This window comes from Hymenobacter profundi (assembly GCF_019334315.1).
GTDB classification, from domain to species: Bacteria; Bacteroidota; Bacteroidia; order Cytophagales; family Hymenobacteraceae; genus Hymenobacter; species Hymenobacter profundi.
Window position 1 is genome coordinate 82998 of record NZ_JAHWGL010000003.1, and the last position, 23812, is coordinate 106809.

Genomic DNA, 23812 nt, shown 5'->3' on the forward strand with positions numbered 1-23812 from the left:
TGTCTATTTTGTGTAGACAAGATAATAAAAGTAGACAAGTGGAATACTCCCAAGACCGTCAACTTTGTTTCTTCCGATACTTGTTGCGTGCTGCATCACGTATCCAGCCAGGAATACTAGGGGCTTCTTTGTCAGCTTGATCTAGCTTAACCCTTATCTGCTCAAGAAACGTCTTATCTATTGCTGCAGTATCCGTAAGCGCTACTTCCAACTCCTTCCCAATAGAGCTGTACCTAGCAGCCATTGCCTTGCATTGCTCAGCTTTTTCAGAATGCTTGAGAAAAGTCTGAAGTGCACTAAGAATGGCCGCAGCGATACCAAGTAAGCCAGTAAAGATCTTTGCAGATTTACTTGCAGTGTTATCAATATTAGCAAAGACCGTAGTTCCTACTATTGTTGTCAACACCAATGCAGGTATGCCAAGCCAATAGTTGAGGCGATTGTAATGTCTAGCCGAGTCGTAATGAGCCGTAAGAGCAACTAGAACCCTGTTGTGCCACTCTCTTGCCAGCTTTTCTGCTTCTGTCATCTAAATAATGCTATGATATATGCAAGTAAATCATTATCTCTTAACACTCAACATTTTTTAGCAAATATCGCCGCAACTAATTGATTAACAAACTATAATCATTATACAGAACACCCAAAAGCTTTAGCCAAGATCTTAGCTTGCTCAACAATCATATTGCTAGCTATTGAGATTTGTTCTTGGGTACTGAATCTTCCCAGCCCTACTCTTACAGTAGCACGGGCATCGTCGCGGGAAAGACCCAGGGCAAGCAGCGTAGCGGAAGGTTCGATGGTGCCAGCGTCGCAGGCGGAGCCGGTGCTGAGAGCTAAGGTAGGGAGCCGGGCTAATAGAGCGTCGGCTTCGATACCGGGAAAGGTGAGACTGGAGTTGTGGGGCAGGCGGTTTTGTAGGTTTCCATTGCGGTGAGCCTCTGGAATAGCAGCTATAATATTGGATTCAAGCCCGTTGCGTAAAGCAGCGAGACGTAGAACTTCGGTGGATAGTAGCTCGGCACAACGGGCACAGGCGGCTCCGAGGCCTACGATGCCCGGCACGTTGAGTGTACCTGGGCGCCAGCCGCGTTCCTGACCACCACCGTAACCAAGAGGTTCGAGTTGGGTGCGACGAGGATGGCGCACAACTAGAGCGCCTATACCTTGAGGGCCATAGAGTTTGTGGCCGCTGATAGACAGCATATCGCCCCCCCAGGCTAGCATGTCGACGGGTATTTTACCAACAGCTTGAGCAGCATCGGTGTGCAGCAATGCGCCAGCAGCATGAGCTAGCTCAGCTAGCTTGGCAATAGGTTGAATTGTACCAATTTCACTGTTGGCGGCGTGGATTGATACTAAGAGTGTGTCAAGAGTAATGGCTTCGGCAGCGGCGTCTAATTCCACGGTACCTTGGGCGTCTACCGGTAGTACAACTATTTCAAATCCTTCGCGGGCGAGCTGCTTGGCGGGGTTGCTAACGGCTTTGTGCTCAATAGCCGAAATGACGATGCGGCGACGGGAGCTAGTAGCGCGAGCAGCACGTGCATAGCCTAATAGAGCTAGATTGTTGGCCTCGGTGGCGCCGCTGGTAAAAATAACCTCACCAGGTTGTGCTCCAACTAAAGCTGCTATCTGCTCACGGGCTTGTTGCACAGCGTCGGCGGTGCGGGTGCCAGCAGCGTGGGCTGAGGATGGATTGCCAAAATGCTCTGCAAAGTAGGGCAACATGGCTTCCACCACGAGTGGGTCGCAGGGAGTGGTAGCATGGTGGTCAAGATAAATCATTCGGCAGAAGCAGGGTGCTCAGTCAATACAGGCACAATAATGCGGTCAAACTTCTTATATTCCCCTCCTTGGTCATAAAGTAGCTTCCATACTCCTTGACGAAGCCGAATAGCCGGATTCAGACAATGTGTATAGAACTCGGCTTGTGTTGGTTCAGTGTGAGGGAAAAGCAACTTCATGTAACCGCTAGCTAGCGTCATGACGGCTTCCTTATTACGATGATAAGCACGACCGCCTAAATCAACGTGACGAGCACAATAAGTATCAGAAATACTATGCTGGTCACGTAATGAGACCAAAATATCTCCGAAATAGTCTGCTTTTAACCCAAACCCGAGGGCGAAACTATTCTGTTCGAGTTTGGGAATTTGCCAACCTGGTATAATACCTTTAATACGCTCCATAAATGCTGTTTCCTGTAAGAAAGCAGGCAATTCTTGCGTAATAGGGTCATTCTTAGGGTTGGACTGAGAGTCAAGTGTAATATTTGCTAACATTACGAAACTGCAATCGGATGCAAACTCATGCAGACCACCGCGAGTGACTCGGCCATTAGCCATGTAACCTTTGAGGCCGCCAACAATTTCCGCAGGGCTCTCAAATTTGAGGGTTTGTACCTCATCAAGTACTACAACAGCGTATCGAGTAAGCAGGCCACCTTGTCCATTAGTGTTATTGACGAATAGTACAGCTGGCGATACATTACCACCACTGATAAGGCGCACTTGTGGTGAAATATTCTCGTATACATAACTCTTACCGGTACCACGAGGAGCCAATTCAATTAAGTGAGCGTGTTTCTGTACCAAGGGTAGCAGACGAGCTAATACCAGCATTTGCTGGTCGGGAGTGTAAAAATCAGGGTTGTAACCCATGGAGCGCAACAGCACAGCACGCCACTCTTCAATCGTAAACTGGGCCCTAGCCATATACCAGTCAGCTAGGTTTGCTTCGGCCTGCATAGGTCGGAAGCTAGTAATAACAACCCCTTGCCCAGCCAGATAAACAAGTTCAACAACCCCCCACATACCGTGCTTGAGAAGCTGCGGATTTTGCGTGATTATATCTTCTCCAATGCGGCCGTCAAAGATACCAATCATCGCTAAGCGGGCATTACGTACCGCTTTAGCTTGGCCTAGTGTTACATCGATCTGCACACGGGTAAGGATTTTTACCCGCTCGCCCGCTAATAATCGATTACGAATAGCATTGCCTTCATCAGCTTTAGGAATAACACGAGAAGCCCAATCCTGTACCTTATTGGCATCAGCAGGGCTCAGCTCCCCTGAACCAGGTACTACCGTTTCGAGTACCCACTCGGCTACATAGCCAGGCACCCCTCTATTTTTGAGGCCCGAAGCCGCTAAGCGGCGTTTATCAATGGCAGCGTTTGTGAATACCCGGTCTATTTTATCTTCTAGGGTTTCCATGTTGTGGCAATTAGCAGAATTAATGGCCGACCATCGCTTTACAATAGGTCGTCAAGCGGATTGGCGCTGACTTGACGCAGATCGGTATTGCGTAAGTTAGCAGTGAGAGTAAAATAATGTTGTTCGCCATCAGGTGTGTACAACATGACAGTTACTTGTGTTTTATCAGCTTGGGCAGTATCAGGCCAGCGCGGAAGATCAATTGCCCATTGCAACTCAGCTGAATCAGGCAGCAGGTCGTCGAACGCTACTACAAGAGGTTCGAGGCGGGGAATGCTGATTTCTACTTGACGAAGACGGGCCGGGCGCGGACTGGTATTAACTAGCTGCAACGTGGCGACACCAGCACGATTAGAACGGTTTTCACCGGTGAGGACTCCCCCGACTAGCAGCTTGGCCAAGTGGCTGTGCAGTTCAACCCAAGGCACAACGACCTCTTCAGGCCAAGCACCACCATGAGGAAACAAATCAGTTCCTCCGCGCATTCCGCCATTGTTATTCACAATTTTGAAAGAAGCATCGGTACGAGCAACAGCTACCCAATCGGGCAAGCGGTACCGTTCAGGGTCAAGCCAACGAACTGTATCAGTATCTAACGCACCCTCGGGGCGTGGAATAGGTAGTCCAGCGGGAGCTTTAGCCCGGAAGGCTGCCCGGCCGTGGCCAGTAAATCCAGCAATGGGCTCGAGGACACGAGGGCTTTCGCTCAACAAACGGCCGTGATCGGTAGTAATAAGTACTCGCACAGAGTTAGTAGCCGGTACCGCATTAACGGCTTCACAAATACTGATTGCTAAGCCATTTAGGGAACCCTCAGCTTTATTGCGGATAGTCTGAGCACTACCAGGATGATGGTAAATAGAATCGGGTTCAGGTGGCTGCCAGACCAGTACTTGACCCGGTTGAGCATTCTGCACTGCCTCGGCCAGATTGTCGATACCACGTACGTCGGCTGGAGGAATAGGCTGTTGAGTAAAGTAATTGGCTTTGGCAGCCTCAGTATGATGTAGAGGCACAGCCCATCGAACAGCTCGCTTAGTATGTGAAGTGATGGTAGGAACCAAGCCAAAACACGGGGTAGCAGCAGCCAAACTCAGCCGCCCACCTGCTCGATTAACAACTAATTGTTGCAGTGTAAGCGCATCCCCCCAACCCAACCCATCAGCAATAATCCACAGCACGATTTCGTCGGCAGCAGGAGTTTTAAGGGCTCGTTTGGCCCAATATTGTTGCTGATGAGGAGCCTTAGTGCCAACCAAATGGTCAGGATAGGCACTCAGAAACCAGTCGCTAAATGTTTGAGCTAACTGCTGAACCTGAGCTGTCGCTGCTGGGTTAGCAGCTTGATTAGCCTGCCAACGCCGGTAGGGCAAGTACTCTTGAATGGCCCATTGCAAGGCGGCAGCAGGCTCAGTAGGCGGCGCGACAGGAACAGGTGGAGGAACGAGCCTACGGAGTGCCGCAACGATAGTATCAGTAGCTGCGGGGCTACGTTCTAGCTCGGAGACTAAGTATTGAGTAGCTGCAATGGAAAAAGCAGGAAGCTGCAGTTGTTGAACTAAAACATTGAGCGCAGCGGATCGAATTTCAGCACGCTGATTTTTGGCGGTTTGGTGATGCCACCATTCTAAAGCTGCTTGATCTTTGGCAGCAGCAGGTGCTGCGCTTAGTACCTTAACAACCTGCTCACGGAAAGCAGCATTGACCGTAACTAACCATGGAGCTACAGCAAGTGGAAATTGCTCGGCCCAATGTAAAGTTGACAAAAGCTCTGCGTGCAGTGTATGCTGGTCGGCATAGCCAATCCATGCAGCCAAGATTGAGCGGGCTTCGGAGGAAGTTGAAGGAAAAAGTGTAGCCGAAGCCGGATGGCTTAGCTGCCAAGAAGCTAATACGCTGTGCAGTACAGGCAGTTGATGCTCTGGAAAAGGAGCTGTATTGCTGGCTAGCCAGGATAGCCAATGCGCGGCATGTTGGCGTAGCGTCGACGCAGTAGGATGCGGAGGAAGCGCTTGCCAGTGCGTTGCAAAACTAGGATGCAACGTAGCCAATAATGCGGGCAAAGCAGGCAAATTGGCTGGCGGAGGGGTATGCATGTCAGCCAAGACTTGACGAGCTTGAGCCTCAGTTAGCGTAGGGCAGCGGGCGAGGAGCTGCGTAGTGGGCGAAGCACATTCAAATACTTGGCCACCGCGGGCCTGCCACCATGTGTAAGCCCATTTGCAGCGCTCGAACCCACGTACCAGTACTTTGGGTGCAGTAGTATCAGTGACATAGGCAGCAGCACGAAGCCACGCCACATCTGTGTCAACTACAGTATAGCCAACAGGCACGGGGGCATCACCAATTGGGTCGAGTAGTAACAAGTGAGGAGCGAAAGAGGCAGTAGCAGACATAGATTAACTAGCTTCAATCGGCAGCTCCTTTTCAAGCAGTTGACGGAGGCGCTCAATGCATTTAGTACGCTGAGCAGTATCCTTAATTTGACTAAACCGGTAGGCAATATCCTCCACTTGGTCAGCATCTAATCTTTTCTGCAAGGCTTTTTCTAGCTTTTCACGACGAGCTTTCTCTTCCTTGGGCAGAAAATGGAAAGTGCTAGCGGCAGCAACTTGCAGGTCGGCGACGATTTGAGCAGCGGGTTCGGCAGGCTCTTTTTGGTCGTTACGGGCGATTAGCGCGGTAAGTGTATCAACAGCAGCCTGTACCTGCACGGCGAAAGCTGCTTCCACAGTTTTTCTAGCCTTACCGACAAATGCTTGCTGAATTTCTGTTATACCAGAATGCAGCAAAAGCTTGTCGTACTTTTTCAAAAGCTTTGTCAACTCACCTGTATTTTCAACAGTATCGTCGGCGAGTTCAATTAGCCCATCTAGAATTTTAGTCCAGATACCGCACCATTTGAGAGCTTCTTCGTGCTGAGCAGCTTCTGGGGTCGCCTGCTGATAGGCATCATATTGCCGTTGAAGGTTAGCCGTTAATTGTGCTACTTCCTTGGTTAACGCCTTCAGAGATTTGCCTTCATGCTCAGGCAGCGTTTTAGCTTTAATTACAGCAGTAGTTAATTCTTGCTCTAGCTGCTGGATACGAGCCTGAGCATTATCTAGAGTTAACTTTTTATTGGTGATACCTTTTTCGGAATGGGCTTTCCGAGTGGAAAACTCGGCAACAGCATGACGTAGTTCGGCTAGGTTGCGTAGCTTATCTACTTCCTTAAGCCGACTAAACAATACGGCGTCCAGCTCCTCACCCTCTATTCGAGTCTTTTCGAACTGTATGATTTTAAGCCCCTCCTCTAGTTTCGATACACCTAGCTCAGTGTCCAAACCACTGAGGCAGGATTTCATTTGCAACAAGCGACCCTCATTTTCCTTGCACTTGTTTAAGGAGTTAGTCTGCGCCGGAGAAGAGTAGGTAATGTAAGAAGACATAGTCAAGCTACGGATGGCACTTATAACTTTTGCTTCCACCTGAATAGCATGGTCAAGGTCTTTGGGCAGCACACTTACTTGAGGAGCACCTACTCGCACTTCTGTTAGTAGTTTGGCCGTAGCACGAACGTTATCAACATTAGCACTTGCAAGAGCTGGTAACTCCTCAAGCACTTGGTCTAGCCGAATATGATATTCATTAATCTTCTGTATAGCAGCTGTTAATTGAGGAGCCGCATCCAAAGCACGTTCGCGCAACACGGGGTCACTGGCTTCGTTGGTAGCGTACTCCTTCAACTCGGCTAAACGACTAACAGCTTCCGTGAAATCTAATGTTTTGTGTTCCTCCCACTCCCTTATTACTAATTCAATGCGTTCATTAACTACGTTTTGGTCCTCACGGGCGGCATGCAGGTCAAGGTGACCAAGGAGAGTAGAAATTACTTTTTCAAAGTTAGTCTCAGTACTAAACCATTGTTCTCCAACCAAACGTTGGCCGGTACTACCTTGATAGAAGCTCAGGGTACGCCGGTGCCGGCCAGCCCAAGCACAAAACAACAAGCCTAGGGCATAATAGTCGTAGCCATAAGGAGCATTCAGCAGTTTCAATAGAGGTTCCCGGAGGGATACTCGGTCGTCGGGTCTGGTACCAGCAGGTACCGCTTCCTCTAGTACTTTCCATCCCCGCTGCACGACGTCGAGACGTGGGTCTACAACCCGGAGTCCCTTATCTACTACTGCCCAAGTAGTAGTAGAATCACATAGAATTTTTTCATACACCTTGCGAGCGGGTGCCCCACCCGAGCCACGCGTGTTGTCTTCCCAATCGATGAACTTGTCACGGCGCAGGTAGTCGCAAGCCGTCCACACACCTTTGCGGTAGCTAGTGCTACTCATAGCATCATCAAGATAAGGGGCGCGCCATCCATAGGCGGGAGTATAGCAGGCCTTGAGCAAGGCTCGAAGGGAAGGCTTAGGAACTGTAGCAAACTCAGCATTCACCATTGGGGCATACACAGTAGGCACCCGGTAGTCGGCGACCTTTTTCTCTTCGTCGCGCAGCTTGCTTATTTCTACTTGCCGTTGTTCAGCAATTTGGGTCTGAATCTGTTCAATGGCTTTGTCACCAAAATCAGCGCGAGTTTGCGGACCCCAGTCTTGCAGCACTTGTTGTTGGGCCAAAGCGCGCAGTAGGCCAGCATGAGGTTCTTGCGGTAACACTAGCACGGCTGGTGGCGGATAGGCTGCATCCAATTCCTGTATTACCACTTCAAAATCGGTAGGCGCATTTGTACGAAGCCAAGCCACGTCTTCTTCGGTATGGCCTACAGGGCGTATAGCGTAGCCACGCCGCACACCGGTATCGAGCCAAGTGCGTTCAGCATTGAGTTGGTAGCGACGCAGCAGTTGACGCAAGTAGTCACGGGACCAGAGCGCACATGGAACAATGTGTACGGGAGCCGCCCAATCGATGGCGTTGCCGAGGGATACCTCTTCGGCATAGTCGAGCGTTGGCAGCTGCTTGCGCAATGCCTTAGCTAAATCGAAGGGGTCAGCCAGAAGCTGGTCAGTCTCTTGAGCCAAGGCCCGTTTAGCTTTCATGCTATCTTGGCCCAGGTTATAGAACATGTATTTCTTACCTGCGGGGTCGTGCTCTATACGCCCGTCAGCAGCTAGCTCACGCAACGCCTTGCCTACATCGGCGCGGGGGTGGCCGCAGAGCGCTGCGATAATTCCCTCGAAGTCGGTAATGCCGGCACCAATAGTAAGGTTCGCTGTTTCGCGTATAAAAATAGCGGCTAGTACATCCGCCTTAATATTAGCGGCGTCCTGTTTACCGAGTCGGGGCAAGTCGGTATCGGCTAGACGTATGGCATTGAGGTAACGATTCCAATCCTCGTCCTTTTTTGCCAGTGACTCTTTGAAGTAGGCGACTAGCTGCGTAGCAGAAATGAACTGCAAAGTGCCGTCAGGTGCTAGGGCAGAATAATCGGCGAAACGGCGATACGATTCCTGCACAAAACCCAGACTGGGACGCGCCGATACTGTTTCGCGAATGCCTAGAGTACAGAGCAACGCTGTAGTTAGTGGGTGCAGAGGGTAGCACTCATAGCCCAGTTGGTGCTGAACCTGGCTCGATTTCCAACTGGCATAGCGCGCCGGAAACAAGACTTTAGTCATATCAATGGCAGCATCAAGGCCAGCTTCGGCAGCTGGATTAGCATCTAATAGGGCATTCCAGTTGGTTTCAGTTTGCTTCAGAAAGTCACCTAGGACGGCCTCAAGGGGTGAAACAAGGGCTTTGCGCTGAGGATCTGGGAAGCGAGTAAGCTCCTTATTCACTTCTTCTAGCCGAGCTGCATTGGCTCCCATCACACGGCGGGCAATACCTTCGGGATTAGCTTGGGTGAAGGCAACGATAGCAGCCCGGCTTTGCCGACTGGCAATGCCTTCAAGTAGGTTTTGTAGAGGTTGGTTTTTGCTGAGCAGATCGTATTCGCGGGCATAGTCGTCGATATAGCGGCCAAACTCATCGAAGAGAACAAGCAAGCCGGCGAAGGGCTTGCCCTCGCCACAGAATTGATCTACTACACTTTCGACCACTTGCTTAGGCCCGAGCACATCACCAAAGGCTGGCGGGAAACCAGTAACGTGGTGCACCATTTGACTGAGCTGCTCACGGTACTGGCCCCGGCGCGTGCTGAGGTCCTCGTGCAGGTCCTGTAGAGTAAGTGCGGGTGTAAGCGTTTTGAGGAATTTATTAGCCTTAGCAACCTGATCTGGATTATTGGCAAGGGCCGCAAGCCCTTCTTCAGCGGGCTTAAACCACAGGCCTAGCTCGGTGCCTTTGGTAGCAGGATTTTCTTCAAACGCTTTTTCGAGGCCGCGCATAACGCCCTGTGCTAGGGTATAGGGCTTGTTGCCAAATAGACGCAGAACTAGATAGGGCTGACGGCTGGCTTTAAAGTTTTTAAGGCCTTCGTAGTCGCCTTCGGCATGCTTGATGGCAGCTAGTACTTTTTGGACTTCGGGCGAATCGGCGGGCTTGCCGAAAAAATTAGCCAGGGCTAGGGCTAAGTGCGACTTACCATGTCCATAGATAGCTTCCCAAAGGTGACGGTTGCCAAGCTTAGCAATTTCGTCAGACTCAAACCCCTCGCGCAGACGGTTAAGAGCAGCTAGCGAGGGCAGCTCCTCTCCGATTTGCTGACGCGTCCAGGAATAGGATGCTGCTAGATTAGCATTGTTAGGGTGATTGGGGTACCAGTCGAGCGCAACATCACTGACAAAGGCAGCTTGGGCGTTTTGAGTGGTAATTTCGCGTATTGAGTAGGACATAAGATAGTCAAAAGATAAATAGAAGGACAGGTAGGAGGCTGTTACGGCAGCAAAAGAAAACGTTGTGCCCCCCATGTATTGGCAGGGTCGGTAGGGCCAAAACGGCCTAGCAGAGCGGCTGGCAAGGCCAGAACCAGCGGTGGCCGGTAGGAGGCAGTGCCGTGTAGACGGTGCCAAAAGGCAGACCGCTCGGCTTCGGACAACTTAGCAAGTAACACATCAAATCCCCATACCCAGACGCCTGATATAATGGGGTCGGGCGGCTCGGGCGTATCGGGGTCAGGCAGCAGACTCAATAGATAGTCGAGCAGCCGAACAGGATCGAGGCTAACGTGGCCATGGGGCTGACAGTGGTCAGCCACATGCAGACCTAAATGCACACTATTTAGGGCCAATTCTGAAGCCCATACTTCGGGCGCAGCGGCATATGCAGCAGCTCCCAGAGCTACTAAGGCAGTACGCACACGAGGGGCTGAAGGCGGGCGCAACCCCGCAACGAGTAGGCGCACGGGCAACGGCGCTGCCGACTCAGCGGCTAAAATAGAAGGCATGACTGGTAAAAAGAGACTCAAGCATAGAGAGCATTCCAAAGTACAGATGGATCGGTCCAACGGCGCAGCAACTGGGGCGGGTTGAAACGGCGTTGGCGCTGGATCAAGCCCCGTTGAGGATCGGCTAGTTCAGCTAGCTTGGCATTGAAACCATCAACTCCTAGCAACAGCAGCCGCGGTAAGTCACTCTGGGTGAGTTGCTCTTCGTCTATGGAAGCAGTATTAGGGAAATTTGCCTGCCAGTGATCTGCTAGAATGCACACGAAAGCTGTTGGGGGGATAGGTTGAGGGGTACTCATTTGGTATTGCCCGGATTGCTCTCTTACCACACCATTTTTATCAGTTCTTTCTGGAAATATGCCTAGTTCATATAATGACGTTTTCTTCGCATAAGTCCCTAAAAATGACGCTGCTGCTGAATCGACGGTAGAGTCTGATTGATTTACTCCTGTTGCTGCAATAGCGTATTCAGCAATTCTTTTCTTAATAGAATCAGAGTTAATATTTTCTCCAAGCGAGAGTTTATTAATAACCAAATCACCCCAGAAATTGGGTGTGGCATAATGTGGAGCAGAGAGAAAATAATGTATGAGCCATAGCGTTTCTGGCCTAACCAAGTTTGGGTCATGCGAGATAACCTGTTCGCCGAATGGCGTAGGCTGCCGTTCGTTATCAATCAATCCAGCTCTCCTACAATAACCTTTCGCCGCTGGAATTTTTTCGTTTGCTACCATTGTACTTTTCATATCTTCTCCTGCAGAAAAGGCATGTAGTACTGCTGAAACTTCTGTTCTGATTAGAGGGAAGGTACGCCCAAACGATAATCCCAAGTCAGCCATAACGCTTAGTTTTCCTTTTTATAAGTGGCAGATCAAGCATCCCTCTTCACTGTCATCATCCCCAAGAATATCCAATAAATCAGCTGAAACGAAATTTTTTTGTCGCTCCAAGCGCTGTTGATGATCAGCTTTTATTTGTGCCATTCGCTCTGGTTGTTCCAACTCGTTTAAGCTTTCACGCTGATTCCAAGTAAAACGAGTACCAGTTTCTTCGTCAAATCTTTCGAAGGTTTTTGCTTTCTCGAACAAGTCTGGGTGACGTTCTTTCAGACCAACCCACTCATTTCTTTGCTGATAGAAACAGAAATAGCAACCCGAGCGTGACCTCCACTCATAGTATTTAGGCAATCCTAAACCACTGTCATCAAGTAATTGCATCACGTCCTTATACTCAAGTCCGTCATCTTTAAAAGGTAGTACTGGAATTATATTATTCTTACTAGATATGTAGCCAGACCGGTTTTCATCAGCTCGGATACCTACATAGGAATAGACTAAATCATCGCCAACGAAAGCTTCGAAAGGTTTTATTTTGAGCAAATCAGTACACCAGCGCTGGCGGCCGGAAGGCAGAAAGCCATTCCTAATATCCAAGTGATGTTGAAATAGCCGATCTGGATTGAGGCGAACAATAGGCTTACCTAAGTAGGCTTCTAGCATTGCCAAATAATCATACGTCTCCGGTAGTTCTTCCCCAGTATCGGCAAAGGCGTATTCCATTTCAGGTACTCTATCCCGCATATAAAGTGCCAAGGCGGTAGAATCTTTGCCGCCGGAGAGGCAGAGAATGTGACGCACCTTTTGGCCTTCGGGGTGGCGCGGGCCGGTATAGTTGGGTAAATTCATCACGCAAAGGATTATTGAGCTTGATCTTCTTGTTCCAGCGCATCGAGCCAGCGCAGCACGGCGGCCCGGAGCAGGTGAACGGGCGGGCGAGTGTCTGGGGCGGGCAGCAGCTCCCCAAGCCGAGTCACAAACCGGTCGACCTGCTGGCGCTGGGCTTTGGTAGCAGGGCGCGCCGCAGCTGGGGGCGGCGCAACGCTGGCTGCCAGTGTTTGTAGGGCATTGCCAAAGGGGGCAGCGTGGCTAGAGAAAGCCGCCACATCGACATCGCGCCACAGCTGGGGTGGGCGGTTGGCTATCAGCGCGAGTACCCGGTCAAGGTCTTCCTCGGGGTTGTTGCTAGTACAACGGCCAGCTAAGGGCACTAATTTTTGTGGTAGTTGGGGCGAACCAATCAGCGAACGGAGATACTGGTGAAGCTGGGCCCACCCTTCGGCGCCAGCGGGATAGGCACACGCTTTTAGCAATAGGTCACGGCCCTCCTCACGAACAGTGGGGTAGGCAGCATTCCACGCCTGCAAAGCCGCATTGAGCCGGGCGAAAAACAGCTCAATACGGGGCGCGTCGGCGGGTGCATCGGCGGGCCAGGGCGGCAAGCCAAGCGCGACCGGCGCAGCGTAGAATAGCAGGTTTTCGGGCGAGCGGGCTTGCTGAAAAGCATCGCGGAGTTCGAGAACGGCTGGTTCGAGCCGATTGGTTTGGCGCGTGTACTCGGGCAGCCCAGCTTGCATCTTGAGCAAGCGGCGCACTACGGGTACCAACTGAGAAGCTACGCCCGTGGCCTCGGCAATACGCTCTACTACGGCTAGGCGGGCGCCTTGCACCCGGCTGTCGCCGAGGGCAAACATATCGGGACGGCGTAGTAGCAATTCCCAATCAGCATCTTTCTCCTCGGCCAGGAAATTTCCTTCGCGGTACAGCGAGGTGTCGCCCTGGTGGGCGCGGCGGAAAATAGCTAGCAGCACCGGCAGTACGCCTTCAGATACGCCGTAGGGTGCGGCCCGCAGGTGGTCGTAGAGGTCGGGCAGTGCAATAGGGCGCGGTGACTCGAACACTTTATGCTCGATGGCGTGCCATACCGGCAGGAGTTCGGCACGGTCGTCGGGGGTGTCGAGGGGGCTACGCCAATCCCAGGTACCATCGGGCAACTCGTAATGGAGACCGGTAGCATGCAGCACCGAGGCATACATAGCGTACTCGGGCGGGTAGCCGGTAAAGCCTAGCCGCGCCTGCTCGCCCTGGTTGAGCATGGCTTTGACGAGGGCCCCGCGGGCGGCGGCGCCGGCGGAAGAAAGCTGGCGGCGGTTAAGCAGCTCATTACGCAGCACAGGGGTGCTATGGAATGTTCGGTCGGCCAGATTGGATAGTTCCTGACTGAAAGCGCGGGCATTAGGCAGCTGTAATTCTTGGCCTTGGGTGAACCAAGTAGCCATAGCCGTGGTAGCATCGGCAGCGGTCAAGTCTTCGGCCCCTAACGCGGGCTCGAATAAGCGGGCCCATTCGGCACGGAAAATGGTATCGGCCTCGTGGCGCCGGAGGGCCAACTCACGACGGGCGGCTCGGTCGCCGAGCATAGCTGGCACGGTATCGAGAACTACCCGAGCGGCGGCCAAATCGTAAGCCGCATCGCGCAGGGCTTCGGTTTCGAGCGCTACCGCAATTAAAAAGTTAGGCTGAGCTAGCCGCTGGGCATCAGTTAAAGCCTGCGCTTCGGCAGCAGCGTTTGGGGCTAGGCAAAGCAATACTGCCAGCTCGGCGGGGCTCTGCATAGCACGGGCAACGAGAGCTTCAGGGCGGAGTACTTCGACTGACACTGGGCGAAGTGTACCGGTGCGGAAAGCATGACGACGCGCTACTAAGCGCGGCAGCGGAAACAAGGCCGGATCGGTAGCGGCGGAAAGCAGCACATCACCGGCCAACGTAGCGCGGGCGGTAGTTAGCTCAGCTTCTACATCGACATCACCACCTTCCCACAAGCGGTAGCTGTGGCGGGCGCGGCTCCACACAATGAGGGAGCGGCTTTCCAATTCCTCGATAGCCACAGCGGCATCGGGGCCGAGCGCGGCGGTGAGTACCGCATCGGAGGCTAACAAGCGTGGCTCTCGTAACCAGTTGAGCAGGGCAATGCATTTAAGCACCCGTACCGCCAATGGGCTGAGGGGTGGGTTGATAGCCAAGTCGCTTTCAACCAGTTCAACGGCTTCGAGCCAGGGGCGAGCACTGGGACCGGTATAGTGCGACAACAGCACGTCGCGGCTGTAGTCAAACAGGCCGTCGAGGGTAAAAAAGGCCGGTTTGGCAGGATCGTAGGGCTGCTCCAGCAGAAAACGGCCGAGGGCACCGTTTTCCTGCCCCTCGAGGAAGCTGAAGATGCTGCGGTGACTCTGGCCGGCTCGCCGGAACAACGCAGGCACCACCAGCAGAGCCAAGGGATGCAGCGGGTAGGCGGCGCGGGCGAGGTCAGGGAATCGGGCTTCGAGGCCGTTGGGGAGCATCCGCGCTTTGGGGTCGAGCACGGGGGCTAGCTGACTCGATAGTGTGCCGTTGAGGTGCAGCTCGGGAGCGTGCCGCAGGGCACGACCAATCAAGTCCATGCGCTCCACATCGGACGGAAAGAGTGGCAGTTGACGGAAGCGTTGGGCTATTTTGGCCCACTCGCCTTGTTGGGTACGGCCGAGACGGTGCGCGTAGGCTTCGGCATTTTGGTGCAGAACGGTCAGCACCCACAGCGCGGCTTCTTGTGGTGCGCGGGCAGCAGCCTCGGCTAGCTCCTGCAACACGAAAATATCGCCGGCTTGGGGGTAAGCGGCGGCGTACTCCAAAAATTTACCCGCTTCGTCGACAAGTAACAGCAAACCATTGTGCTGGCCCGCTGCAGCTACAGCTTGGGCAGCTGCCACGTAGGCATTGGCAATATTGCGAGGAGTGGGTTTGGCTTCAGCTTTATCGACAGCACTGGGAATAGCTGGCGCACCAGGGGCCGTACTCAAGGCACTGCGCAAGGCGGCTAACAGAACCGGACCAATAGCCGTGCGAGAACCCACGATGGGGATAGGCAACAGCTGAGGCACTGTGGGTAAGTCGGCCGGGAGTTGGGTGGTCCGGCGGAAGTTCGGCTCGGATACGAGTCGGGCTAGGAACGTAGCAAAGGCACTTTTACCAGCCCCATAAGGACCGATGAGCGACAGAGCGCGGTCGAGGGGTGTGGTATGGGCCCGCAACACGCCTTGCAGCGCCTCTGAGGCCGAGGTAGTAAGGAAGTATCCGTCGGTAGCAGTACCAGCCGCGAGGTCACGCTCCAAATGCACGGAACGGCCAAAGCGAGGCTGGACCGAAACAATATCAGCAAGCGTTTGGGTGGAGGTAGCAGACATGAAAGCTAAGCATGCAGCTGCTCAAGCATTGGAGCAGCGTAGTAAGAATAAAGCAGCACTTCGGGAGTAAGAGCCGCTGCAGTAGTACGAACTACCTGACGAACCAAGGGAGTATCCTCAAAGCGCAACAGGCCATTGGTTAGAGTTTCCAATTGGTCCAAGTATGCCAGCGTAGAATCTTCATCTAGCTTGAATACAATACCTGGTGAGCCTTCTGTGTAGGCAATATCGCGAGCCGCAATGGTGGTAGTACCAGGGTATTTCCAGTCCCAAAAGTTCAGGAGCGCCCACGCGAAAATGGCAGTTGGCAGGCTAGGTTTGGGACCTACTGCGAAGGTGTACTGCTGCTGATTACCCAGGGCGGGACGCAACAACCCTAGTTCACGTAAGGGGCAATCGAGGCCATCTTCCGTGTTCTGACCGCGGTCGGTAGGCGCCAGATAGGTTTGGATGAACACGCCAACATCGCGCCTTACCGTTTCGAATGATGAGGTTTTGCTGCTGTTAGCCTGCGCGGAACTGAGAATAGCATCGGCTAAGGCAGCCTCGCTCCATTCCCACTCGCGCCACATATTGAAGGCGTATACCCATGTGTAGGCCTGGCTGCCAGGTCCGCACAGATTCCAGTGGAGTAACCAAAGCGTTGCGGGGTCCTCCAGGTATTGGTCGTGCCCGTCGGCGGCGAACAGGAATGTTCCTAAGCCACTGGCCAGAAACTCCCCACTGCGCTCGGCAGCCCCAACCAGTTGGGTGGCTATCAACCAATGGCGAATAGCACTAACCATGTTTTTGCCCACGCCCAAGGTAACCAGTGCATCGTCGGCGCTGAAGACTCGGGCATCATCGCGTAGCGCATCGAGGCCTTTCTTCAACCAAGCAGAGCGCAAGGCAAACGTTTGGTGACCGGCAAAACTGGGAGGGTTGGGTAATAAGACCTGGGTGGTGACTTGGCCCGCAAACATATCAGGACCGGTAGCAGCACTAGGATGAGGAGGTGGTTGCATAGCAGATTAAGTAGAATAGCGGAAAAGTAAAGTAGAATAACAGAAAAGAAAATGCGAACTATGGGAAAGGTCGGCAATGAAACTGAAAATTACTAACCTGCCTAGCGAGATTACCGGTGGTAGCTGGCCCGCAAAAGCAAAACGGACGACCTCCCGCAGAAAGCCGTCCGTTGGTTGGAATTTGAAAAGCAATGGGTTACTCGTGACCAGCCGTTTGCATCTTACGTTCTATCTGACGAGCGAAATTTTCCGCCTCGTTTTCGTGAATAATATCGACCTGCACCATCGGGCTGCTAGCGGCCGTGATGATCTGCTCGATGGTTTCCTGCAACGCTGGGTCGGCGGGAGAAGCCGTTAACAAATATACGTGTAGCGGCACATCGCCCGTCCCTAGCTCGGTGAGACGACCTACCCATTTATACGCTTTGTCTTTGACTTTGGCAGGCTGCTTGAGCTGAAAGGTGACGGCTTCAAAGCAGTTGAGCACTCCATTTTGCCAGGTATGATCGAATTTGATTTCGTCGTTGGCCGTCGGAACTTGCCGGGGCTTCAGCTTCTCAGTCAAATGGTGACGATCAAAATATTGTTTGTAGGACTGCCGCCATACCCGCTCGTCGGCGGTGCGGGCAGGCGGAGCTTCCTGTTGGTACTCGCCAATAAGCCGCTGGTAGAGGTCAGCAAATGTACGGTCGGTATTTAGCGTCAACCCTTGTTCCACGTTGGTCAGCTGCCAAGCGGCATCGTTGGGGCGTATAAGGCTGCGGGTAAATTGGCTGAGGTCGAACTCCTCGGCCTGAACAAACAGTGGACCTTGAGTAGTCAAAGCTTGTCCCTCGCGGTTGACAGCCGCCGCAAAATGCTTGAGAACAGAGAGAATATGACGACCTATTAGGCCGGGGAAAAATTCGGTTAGGCGCTGGGCCTTTGATATGACTTGCGCACGGAGAAAATGAGTCTGAGGCTCGTAGAAAACCAGACCCACGTTCACGAACTCGCCCGTCACGTAGTCGTGCAGGTAACGCAACACCTGATATTGATAGGTTTTCATGCGGTTACGCGGTTAAGTTCCTGAGTAAATTCTAATACGTGTGACAGCACTTGGCAGATGTACGCCTCAATATCGTCTACTTGTTCGGTTTGCCAAGCAGTGGGAGTATGCTGGCGGGCAGCTTGCCAAAAGGCGGTATCTAAACGTGAAAGTTGCGGGACTAGGGTAGTAAAGTCGAACTGGCGGCCCCGCAGGTGAGGAAAGAAATAATGCTTCTGAATCCACTCCCGCACATCAACCTCCTCCAGGAGCCAAGGTTGGCGAGAACGTAGAAAAGGCAATACTTTGGTAAAGGAAAATGCTAGCTCGTGGTCGAGTAGCACAATGCGCTGCCCATCGGTAAGCATATTTTGCTTGAGAGCATTGCGGTCAACGTTATTTATCAGAACATCAAACGCAAAAATCAACTGGGCTTGTTCCAGTTCGGCGGTCGTCAGCGGCTGACCTGTAACGAATTCGCGAAGACCTCTTTGGTACTCGGAGCCAAAGTTGCGTCCTAGTGAGCGGCTAATTAAACCGTACTCTTCTCGCCCGCGCATGAGTGCCAAAAACTCAGGGCTAACATCTATCTGCACTGGCGTCACGGCTTGAAGACCTACCTGCCAAGCCGCAAAACAGCCGAGCAATTCCCGTTCGAAAGCTTCCACAGACATCCGTTCAGCTCCGCTACCTTTCAACACGTAGTCGCCTTCTTCCTCGGTTTCGGCATCGACGCCGCGAATCAGCAGCGGGCGGTTGGCGCCGGAAGTGAGGGTTTGGTCTGGCTTAAGAGCATAAACAAGCGGCAGCCGATAAGCAGAGTCAGTAATCAGCACAAGGATTTACTTTTAGGGCTGCGAAAATAGAGCAAAAGTAGTTTTTGCTCCTAGCGTATACTTTCTACCATCTATTCCCAAGCAATTTCCAATATTAAGGCACTTTTATAAATCTTCTGTAAAAGATGCAAAACAACTTTGATCTTACTACTGTCTGGAACGGTGGCTCATCAACGGCCAATCTGAGAAATGTCGGATGCAAAAGTATTTGAGTGAGTCAGTTCAGGAACAATTAGAGGGTTTGTCTAGCAGCTCATGCCCGTATTGCAATCATACCTTATAATAATGTAAAGCGCACAAGCATTACGAAAATAAGTAGTCAGTTAAGAACTGTTTTAGGCGGGCTTGATTACGGAAGCTGTGAGCGTTCTAGATGATTGATGCGACGACGCAGCTCGGTTTGCAGGTTGAGCAGTCGGGTGTGGGTGAAGAGCTTGGTAGTTTCGGAGGAGGAAAGCCAGCGACGGAGGCGGGTTAACTCGGCAGTGTGCAGCTCAGTTAGTTGAGCGCGGAGCTGACGCTTAGGAGTGGGAATATTTTGCTGGTCGAGTTGGCGGTGTAGTTTGAGGACGGCGGTGCGTTCGGCTACCAGGTCGGCTTCGAGGCGGCGGATGCGAGCGTGCAGTTCATCAAGCTGTAGTTGATGGTTGTAGGCGGGCGTTTGGGCGTAGGCTTCGGCGGCGAGGGTGAGGGCCTGTTCGCCGGCTTGACGGTAGTCGGGGGTAGCGTGGTCGGCTTGTGTGAGCCAGCGGCGGCGGGCGGCTTCTAGAAAGGATGGTAATTTCATCTTGATGCTAAAATAAACTACATCAGTTATCGGGCGGTTTGCTTGCTAGGCGACGGAGTGCAAGCGGCTATTGCTGCTTGGGAGTAGATCTTGGAAAGTACCGCGGCGCATGGTGCAGGCGGCAATGACTTCGTCGGTGGCGCCGTTGCGGTGCTTGGCTACATCGAAGAGCACGGTATCTTTAGTAGGGCTGCCGTCCTCGTACTCGGCAATGTTGTAGTACTCGCCGCGCCAGAGAAAGACAATACAATCGGCGTCCTGCTCCAGGCTGCCGGACTCGCGCAGGTCGGACAATAACGGGCGCTTGTCCCCTCCCCTTTTCTCCACGTCGCGGCTGAGTTGGGAGAGGGCGATGACGGGGGCGTTGAGTTCTTTAGCTAGTTCCTTCAGGCCGCGGCTGATGCTGCTGACTTCCTGTTCACGGTTGCCTTTCGTGTCGCCGCGCATGAGTTGAATGTAGTCGACTAGTACCAGGCGTAACGGCTGCTGGCTATGGAGGCGGGCGCACTTGGCGCGCAACTGCTGGATGCTGAGGCCGGGCGTGTCGTCGATGTGGAGTAGATGGCCGTGGGTGTGCAGGCGCTGAGCTTGCTGGCGGATGCTGGCCACCTGGTCGAGGCCGCCGGGCAGGTTGCCGCGGCGCAGATCGGAGTTGGAGTAGCCGGGCACTTCGCTGGCCACCAGGCGCTGCATGAGTTGCAGGGTAGGCATTTCGAGGCTGAAGATGGCCGTGGGCTGGCCGTGGTCGAGGGCGGCGGTGCGGGCGAAGTGCAGTAGGGCGGCGGTTTTGCCCATGGCCGGCCGAGCGGCCAGGATAATGAGGTCGGCAGGTTGCCAGCCGCCGGTGAGGCCGTCGAGTTGGGTGAGGCCAGTGGGGATGCCGGTGAGGCCACGTTGCTGCACGGCCTGGGCCAGGCGGTCGAAGGTGGCGGCGAAGGCATCGGCGGCGGTTTGCGGGGGGCGGGTTTCGAGGGTGCGGTGCAGGCTGGTGAGGTGCTGTTGGGCGTCGGCCAGCAGTTGCAGCGGGTCGCGGGTGTCGTCGTAGCCGTAGGCGGTTAGCTCGCTGCTGGCGCGGATGATGACGCGGCGGGCGTGCTGCTCCTGTAACAGGCGGCAGTGGGTTTCTAGGTGGGCAGCGGAGTTGATCTTGGCGGTGAGGCCGGCCACGAAAGCAGGGCCGCCGACGCGCTGCAAGGTGCCGCGGTGACGCAGTTGGGCCACGACAGTGAGCAGGTCGGCGTGCTGGCCAGCCTGTACCAGGTCGCGAATGGCTAGGTACACCTGCTGGTGGGCGGGCAGGTAGAACACCTGTTCATCGGGCAGCGTGGCCAGCAGGGTGCGCTGAGCATCGGCTTCGAGTAGAGCGGCGCCGAGCACGGCCGCTTCCAGGTCAAGGGCCTGCGGAGGCGTGTGCGGTTTCAATTGACAATGAGTAATGAACAGTGAGCAATGAAGCGTTTAATCGTGCGGGCTGAGCAATTGATAATTGTTCAATGCTTATTAATAATTGCCTATCAGCTCCAGCGGCTGGGGTCGGTGGGTTTGGGAGCAGTGCGGGCGCGGGCAGGTGTGGCGGCCAGTTTAGCGGAGCCGGTGGCTTGGAATTGCGGGCGGCGGCGCATCCAATTGCGAAAGGCGGCGCGCCAGTCCGCCATCAGGGTTTTGCCACTCACGCGCCAGCCGTTGCTGTCGTAATGGTCGCAGAAGGAAACGGCCTCGGTTTGGGCTTCGGCATTGTCGGGGTACTGCTCGGCGGCGTAGGCCTGCACCTCAGCCGGCGTGGGCCGGGGCAATGGTTTTTTCACTTTTGAAAGCTTGGGCGCGGGCGCGCCTCCCTCTACTTCGTTAGAAGTAGTGAAACTGAAATTGAAAGCCTTTTCAATTGCTTTGTCTTTTGGGGGCAATTGCTTTTTGCCAGAAAGCTTTTGCTTATCAGTTGAAAGCAATTGGTTTTCGGGTGAGGCAGCCAGCGCGGCGGGCGGATTTTCGGAAACCAGTTGGTTTTCCAGGGAAAGTAATTGGTTTGCGGGGCGGCCACCCTTGCGGCCGTTGGCAGCCAACCGCTCGCGCTTGGTGGTTTGTTTGATAGCCTCTTGCACCAGGCGCGGGTTGTAGCGGTGGGTAGGGTCGGCGGGGTCGAGCGGAAATTTGCTGAGCAGCAGTTCGCGACTGTCGGCCCACTGCGGCTGACTGAGGCGGGCAATGCGACGCAGGCGGTTTTCGTCGTCGGGGAGGAAGCCGGGGCGGTCGGACTGCCAGGAGTTGAATAGCAGCAGGCAGTAGGCCCCCACCTCATGGGCTTCCATGAGCTGCACGTCGGGTGAGCTGAGGAAGTCGCCTGTGTAGAATAGAAACGCGGGGGCCTTCATTTTTAAGCTGTTAGCCATTAGCCTTTAGCTGTTGGCGTCGTTCATAAAAAGCTAAGAGCTAGCAGCTAAGAGCTAAAAGCTAGTTCAAGCTGGCGGTAGTCGGTGCACTTACCGCGTAGGGCCGCTTCAACTTCAACGAGGGCCGTGGCCAGGGTAGTCTCAAGCAGGCCAGCGTAGGCGTAACTGCTTTGCTCGTCGTCGAAGGATTGATAGGGCGTGGTCAGGTTGAGTACCCGGCCGTTGGTTAGCTCACGCTGGCCGATGAGCGTGACGCCGCCCTGATTCTTGCCCATGGAGAAGCCCGTGACGGTGAACGAAGCGAAACAAGGGGGTAGCTCCTCGTCGTCACTGGGCCAGTAGTCGGGTGTTTCGGTCAGCTGCTCGGTGAGTAGGCACAAGTGCGGCACCAAGCGGCTGAGGGCGTGCGGCAAGTCGGGGTGGACTTGTTCCTGGCAGGTGACAGCGAAGGCGCGGGCGGGGCTTTCCTCGTCGCGCTGCTCGGTGAACTCGCAGGTCAGGTGCTGGTCTTTGAGCTTGGCCTTCTGCACGATGATGATGGAACGAGTTTCGGGGCTGTCGGGGCCCACAACGGGTAGCAGGGAAGTAGACATGCGTTAGCGGGACTGACGGTGATGACGGCGGGGAAATTTTTCGAGCACGGAGCGGTAGAACCCCCACTCCTTTTCGTTGCGGCGGATGCCTTTCAGGCGCCCCTCGCGGCGGGCGCGGCGCACGGCTTCGGGCGTGAGGCCAAGCAGTTCGGCCGCCTGGGGCACGGTTAGAATTTCGTCGGGGTCGGGCGCGGCGGCCTGGGCGGCTTCGTGGGCGGCCTTCAGCTGGCTAACCGTGTTGAGCAGTGACTTCCACTCGGTTTCGGGGACTAGTAGGGCTACTTGCATGGTGTTATTCAGCTAGGGCCCGCGTACGGGCGGCTACATCAGCCCGGCGCTGCTTCTCGGCGGCTACTACCGTGAGAAAAGCGTCGGTGATGACGGCGTGGTTGGAACGGCCGTAGATGACGTTGAACACGGTGCTAAGCGCCACAGTGGTGCCAGTAGCGGCCAAGTGTTCTACTACGCGGGCCGCAAGGCCATTGCGTGGGCCCATTTGGTTGTAGAGGTCGCGCAATGTGGGCGCCGGCTCGGAACTTTCGGGAATCTTCTTCGTAAGCTCTTGCATTTTGTTGGTAATTTCTTACATTTGAGTGTAAGTAGTGAGAATGTTCGTACAATATAACGAACAATGTCGCCAAAATGCTACCATAAATTACGAAAAAGATGGAGAATCCTACTGGCGTCAGCAGCAGAATTCGGCAAGTATTGGCTCACTATCAGCTTAATGCGAATCAAGCCAGCCAGAAACTGGGGCATACAAATGCCTCAAAAGTTTATAAGTTCTTGGCAGGTGACTTCAAGCCGGGCTACGATTCGCTGGTGGAAATCCTGGATGCCTGGCCGGAAATCTCAGGCGACTGGCTGCTGATGGGTCGTGGCGACATGCTGCTAGCGGGGTCGAGTGGCGAGAAGCAGCCGGCGGCTAGCAACGTAGAAGCGAAGGTTCCAACTGTGCCCCAACGAGGCATCACCAGTGGCCAGGTGCTGGCCGTGACGGTGGATAGGACGGGCAAGGAAAATACTACCCTAGTGCCCGTGCAGGCGCAGGCCGGCTACCAGCGGCAGTTCAACGAGCCGAAGTTTCTGCAAGACATGGCGCAGTACCATCTGCCGGGCTTCTCTGATGCTAGTCAGACACTACGGGCCTTTGAGGTGGCGGGCGACAGCATGAGCCCTACCTACAAGCACCACGACATCGTGGTGTGCTCCTTTGTGGATCGTTGGGATTTGCTCAAACCGGATGAAAGCTACGTGCTGGTAACGGCCGAAAACGTGCTGCTCAAGCGACTGGTGGCGCCCATTACCGACCGGCACGCCATGGTGGAACTGCACTCGGATAATAGCGCGCAATACGGGGTGTATGAGCTACCCGTAGCCGACCTGTTGGAACTCTGGATGGTGCGGGGCTACATCTCCACCAATGCCCCCGGTAGGCCTGACGGTGCCGGCGAACGGCTGCGGGAAGCCGTCGAGGAAATGGGTCACAACTACCACGAGGTGATGCGCTTTTTGCGCAACAGTGCGCGGGGGACGGCGGAACTGCGCGGGCCTTTGTTAGAAGTCTCTTAAAACAGGGCTTT

19 protein-coding genes are annotated in these 23812 nt (G+C 54.0%); 1 reads left to right on the plus strand and 18 read right to left on the minus strand.

From position 1 onward, the window contains the following. Positions 1-58: 58 nt before the first annotated feature. The 18 genes from KYK14_RS01900 to KYK14_RS01985 form a co-directional block, all read right to left on the minus strand. Positions 59-529 (minus strand): DUF4231 domain-containing protein, encoded by a 471-nt coding sequence (locus KYK14_RS01900; RefSeq protein WP_219156481.1) that lies wholly within the window; start codon positions 527-529, stop codon positions 59-61. A 101-nt stretch (positions 530-630) separates the two neighbouring features. Beyond that, positions 631-1788 (minus strand): cysteine desulfurase family protein, encoded by a 1158-nt coding sequence (locus KYK14_RS01905; protein WP_219156483.1) that lies wholly within the window; start codon positions 1786-1788, stop codon positions 631-633. Next, positions 1785-3218 carry a BREX system Lon protease-like protein BrxL gene (gene brxL / locus KYK14_RS01910; protein WP_219156485.1) on the minus strand — a complete coding sequence of 478 codons (1434 nt, stop codon included), beginning with the start codon at positions 3216-3218 and terminating at the stop codon, positions 1785-1787. Before brxL ends, KYK14_RS01905 begins: the two co-directional genes overlap by 4 nt. A gap of 38 nt (positions 3219-3256) precedes the next feature. Beyond that, the gene (locus tag KYK14_RS01915; protein ID WP_219156487.1) at positions 3257-5314 is read right to left on the minus strand and encodes a hypothetical protein; all 2058 of its coding nucleotides are present in this window, start codon (positions 5312-5314) and stop codon (positions 3257-3259) included. A gap of 303 nt (positions 5315-5617) precedes the next feature. Beyond that, positions 5618-9988, minus strand: a complete 4371-nt coding sequence (locus KYK14_RS01920; protein ID WP_219156489.1) for a hypothetical protein — start codon at positions 9986-9988, stop codon at positions 5618-5620. A gap of 41 nt (positions 9989-10029) precedes the next feature. Continuing rightward, on the minus strand, positions 10030-10539 hold the full coding sequence (locus KYK14_RS01925) for a hypothetical protein (protein WP_219156491.1): 510 nt from the start codon (positions 10537-10539) through the stop codon (positions 10030-10032). Between the two features lie 17 nt (positions 10540-10556). After that, on the minus strand, positions 10557-11378 hold the full coding sequence (locus KYK14_RS01930) for a DUF4007 family protein (RefSeq protein WP_219156493.1): 822 nt from the start codon (positions 11376-11378) through the stop codon (positions 10557-10559). Positions 11379-11396: 18 nt separating this feature from the next. After that, positions 11397-12224: a phosphoadenosine phosphosulfate reductase family protein gene (locus tag KYK14_RS01935; RefSeq protein WP_219156494.1), complete on the minus strand. Its 828-nt coding sequence runs from the start codon at positions 12222-12224 to the stop codon at positions 11397-11399. Positions 12225-12235: 11 nt separating this feature from the next. Beyond that, positions 12236-15595, minus strand: coding sequence for a hypothetical protein (locus KYK14_RS01940; RefSeq protein ID WP_219156495.1), 3360 nt, complete (start codon positions 15593-15595; stop codon positions 12236-12238). A 5-nt stretch (positions 15596-15600) separates the two neighbouring features. Further along, positions 15601-16599, minus strand: a complete 999-nt coding sequence (locus KYK14_RS01945) for a DUF4007 family protein (RefSeq protein WP_219156497.1) — start codon at positions 16597-16599, stop codon at positions 15601-15603. A gap of 196 nt (positions 16600-16795) precedes the next feature. Next, complete coding sequence (locus KYK14_RS01950; protein WP_219156499.1) at positions 16796-17647, minus strand: DUF3037 domain-containing protein; 852 nt, start codon at positions 17645-17647, stop codon at positions 16796-16798. Continuing rightward, a complete protein-coding gene (locus KYK14_RS01955; protein WP_219156501.1) occupies positions 17644-18462 on the minus strand; it encodes a HipA family kinase in 819 nt (272 codons plus the stop codon). The genes KYK14_RS01950 and KYK14_RS01955 overlap by 4 nt, the downstream gene beginning before the upstream one ends. 349 nt (positions 18463-18811) lie before the next feature. Then, positions 18812-19249: a hypothetical protein gene (locus KYK14_RS01960; protein WP_219156503.1), complete on the minus strand. Its 438-nt coding sequence runs from the start codon at positions 19247-19249 to the stop codon at positions 18812-18814. A 45-nt stretch (positions 19250-19294) separates the two neighbouring features. Next, entirely contained in the window at positions 19295-20671 is a 1377-nt protein-coding gene (gene dnaB / locus KYK14_RS01965) for a replicative DNA helicase (protein ID WP_219156504.1), read from the minus strand. A gap of 92 nt (positions 20672-20763) precedes the next feature. Next, complete coding sequence (locus KYK14_RS01970; RefSeq protein WP_219156506.1) at positions 20764-21636, minus strand: DUF1376 domain-containing protein; 873 nt, start codon at positions 21634-21636, stop codon at positions 20764-20766. Between the two features lie 47 nt (positions 21637-21683). Continuing rightward, positions 21684-22229 carry a hypothetical protein gene (locus KYK14_RS01975; RefSeq protein ID WP_219156508.1) on the minus strand — a complete coding sequence of 182 codons (546 nt, stop codon included), beginning with the start codon at positions 22227-22229 and terminating at the stop codon, positions 21684-21686. A 3-nt stretch (positions 22230-22232) separates the two neighbouring features. Further along, the gene (locus KYK14_RS01980) at positions 22233-22517 is read right to left on the minus strand and encodes a helix-turn-helix domain-containing protein (RefSeq protein ID WP_219156510.1); all 285 of its coding nucleotides are present in this window, start codon (positions 22515-22517) and stop codon (positions 22233-22235) included. 4 nt (positions 22518-22521) lie between these two features. Continuing rightward, the gene (locus KYK14_RS01985; RefSeq protein WP_219156512.1) at positions 22522-22797 is read right to left on the minus strand and encodes a hypothetical protein; all 276 of its coding nucleotides are present in this window, start codon (positions 22795-22797) and stop codon (positions 22522-22524) included. Between the two features lie 98 nt (positions 22798-22895). On the opposite strand from KYK14_RS01985, the gene KYK14_RS01990 reads away from it, so the two are divergent. Next, a complete protein-coding gene (locus KYK14_RS01990) occupies positions 22896-23801 on the plus strand; it encodes a LexA family transcriptional regulator (RefSeq protein ID WP_219156514.1) in 906 nt (301 codons plus the stop codon). Positions 23802-23812 lie beyond the last annotated feature (11 nt).

Excerpts from the sequence above, each read along its gene's own strand:
- KYK14_RS01950 (WP_219156499.1), bottom strand. The coding sequence starts at position 17,647 with ATGAAAACCTATCAATATCAGGTGTTGCGTTACCTGCACGACTACGTG.
- KYK14_RS01900 (WP_219156481.1), bottom strand. The coding sequence starts at position 529 with ATGACAGAAGCAGAAAAGCTGGCAAGAGAGTGGCACAACAGGGTTCTA.
- KYK14_RS01985 (WP_219156512.1), bottom strand. The coding sequence starts at position 22,797 with ATGCAAGAGCTTACGAAGAAGATTCCCGAAAGTTCCGAGCCGGCGCCC.
- KYK14_RS01905 (WP_219156483.1), bottom strand. The coding sequence starts at position 1,788 with ATGATTTATCTTGACCACCATGCTACCACTCCCTGCGACCCACTCGTG.
- brxL (WP_219156485.1), bottom strand. The coding sequence starts at position 3,218 with ATGGAAACCCTAGAAGATAAAATAGACCGGGTATTCACAAACGCTGCC.
- KYK14_RS01940 (WP_219156495.1), bottom strand. The coding sequence starts at position 15,595 with ATGTCTGCTACCTCCACCCAAACGCTTGCTGATATTGTTTCGGTCCAG.
- KYK14_RS01970 (WP_219156506.1), bottom strand. The coding sequence starts at position 21,636 with ATGGCTAACAGCTTAAAAATGAAGGCCCCCGCGTTTCTATTCTACACA.
- KYK14_RS01915 (WP_219156487.1), bottom strand. The coding sequence starts at position 5,314 with ATGCATACCCCTCCGCCAGCCAATTTGCCTGCTTTGCCCGCATTATTG.
- KYK14_RS01920 (WP_219156489.1), bottom strand. The coding sequence starts at position 9,988 with ATGTCCTACTCAATACGCGAAATTACCACTCAAAACGCCCAAGCTGCC.
- KYK14_RS01960 (WP_219156503.1), bottom strand. The coding sequence starts at position 19,249 with ATGAAATTACCATCCTTTCTAGAAGCCGCCCGCCGCCGCTGGCTCACA.
- KYK14_RS01925 (WP_219156491.1), bottom strand. The coding sequence starts at position 10,539 with ATGCCTTCTATTTTAGCCGCTGAGTCGGCAGCGCCGTTGCCCGTGCGC.
- KYK14_RS01945 (WP_219156497.1), bottom strand. The coding sequence starts at position 16,599 with ATGCAACCACCTCCTCATCCTAGTGCTGCTACCGGTCCTGATATGTTT.
- KYK14_RS01975 (WP_219156508.1), bottom strand. The coding sequence starts at position 22,229 with ATGTCTACTTCCCTGCTACCCGTTGTGGGCCCCGACAGCCCCGAAACT.
- KYK14_RS01990 (WP_219156514.1), top strand. The coding sequence starts at position 22,896 with ATGGAGAATCCTACTGGCGTCAGCAGCAGAATTCGGCAAGTATTGGCT.
- KYK14_RS01935 (WP_219156494.1), bottom strand. The coding sequence starts at position 12,224 with ATGAATTTACCCAACTATACCGGCCCGCGCCACCCCGAAGGCCAAAAG.
- KYK14_RS01930 (WP_219156493.1), bottom strand. The coding sequence starts at position 11,378 with ATGGCTGACTTGGGATTATCGTTTGGGCGTACCTTCCCTCTAATCAGA.
- KYK14_RS01980 (WP_219156510.1), bottom strand. The coding sequence starts at position 22,517 with ATGCAAGTAGCCCTACTAGTCCCCGAAACCGAGTGGAAGTCACTGCTC.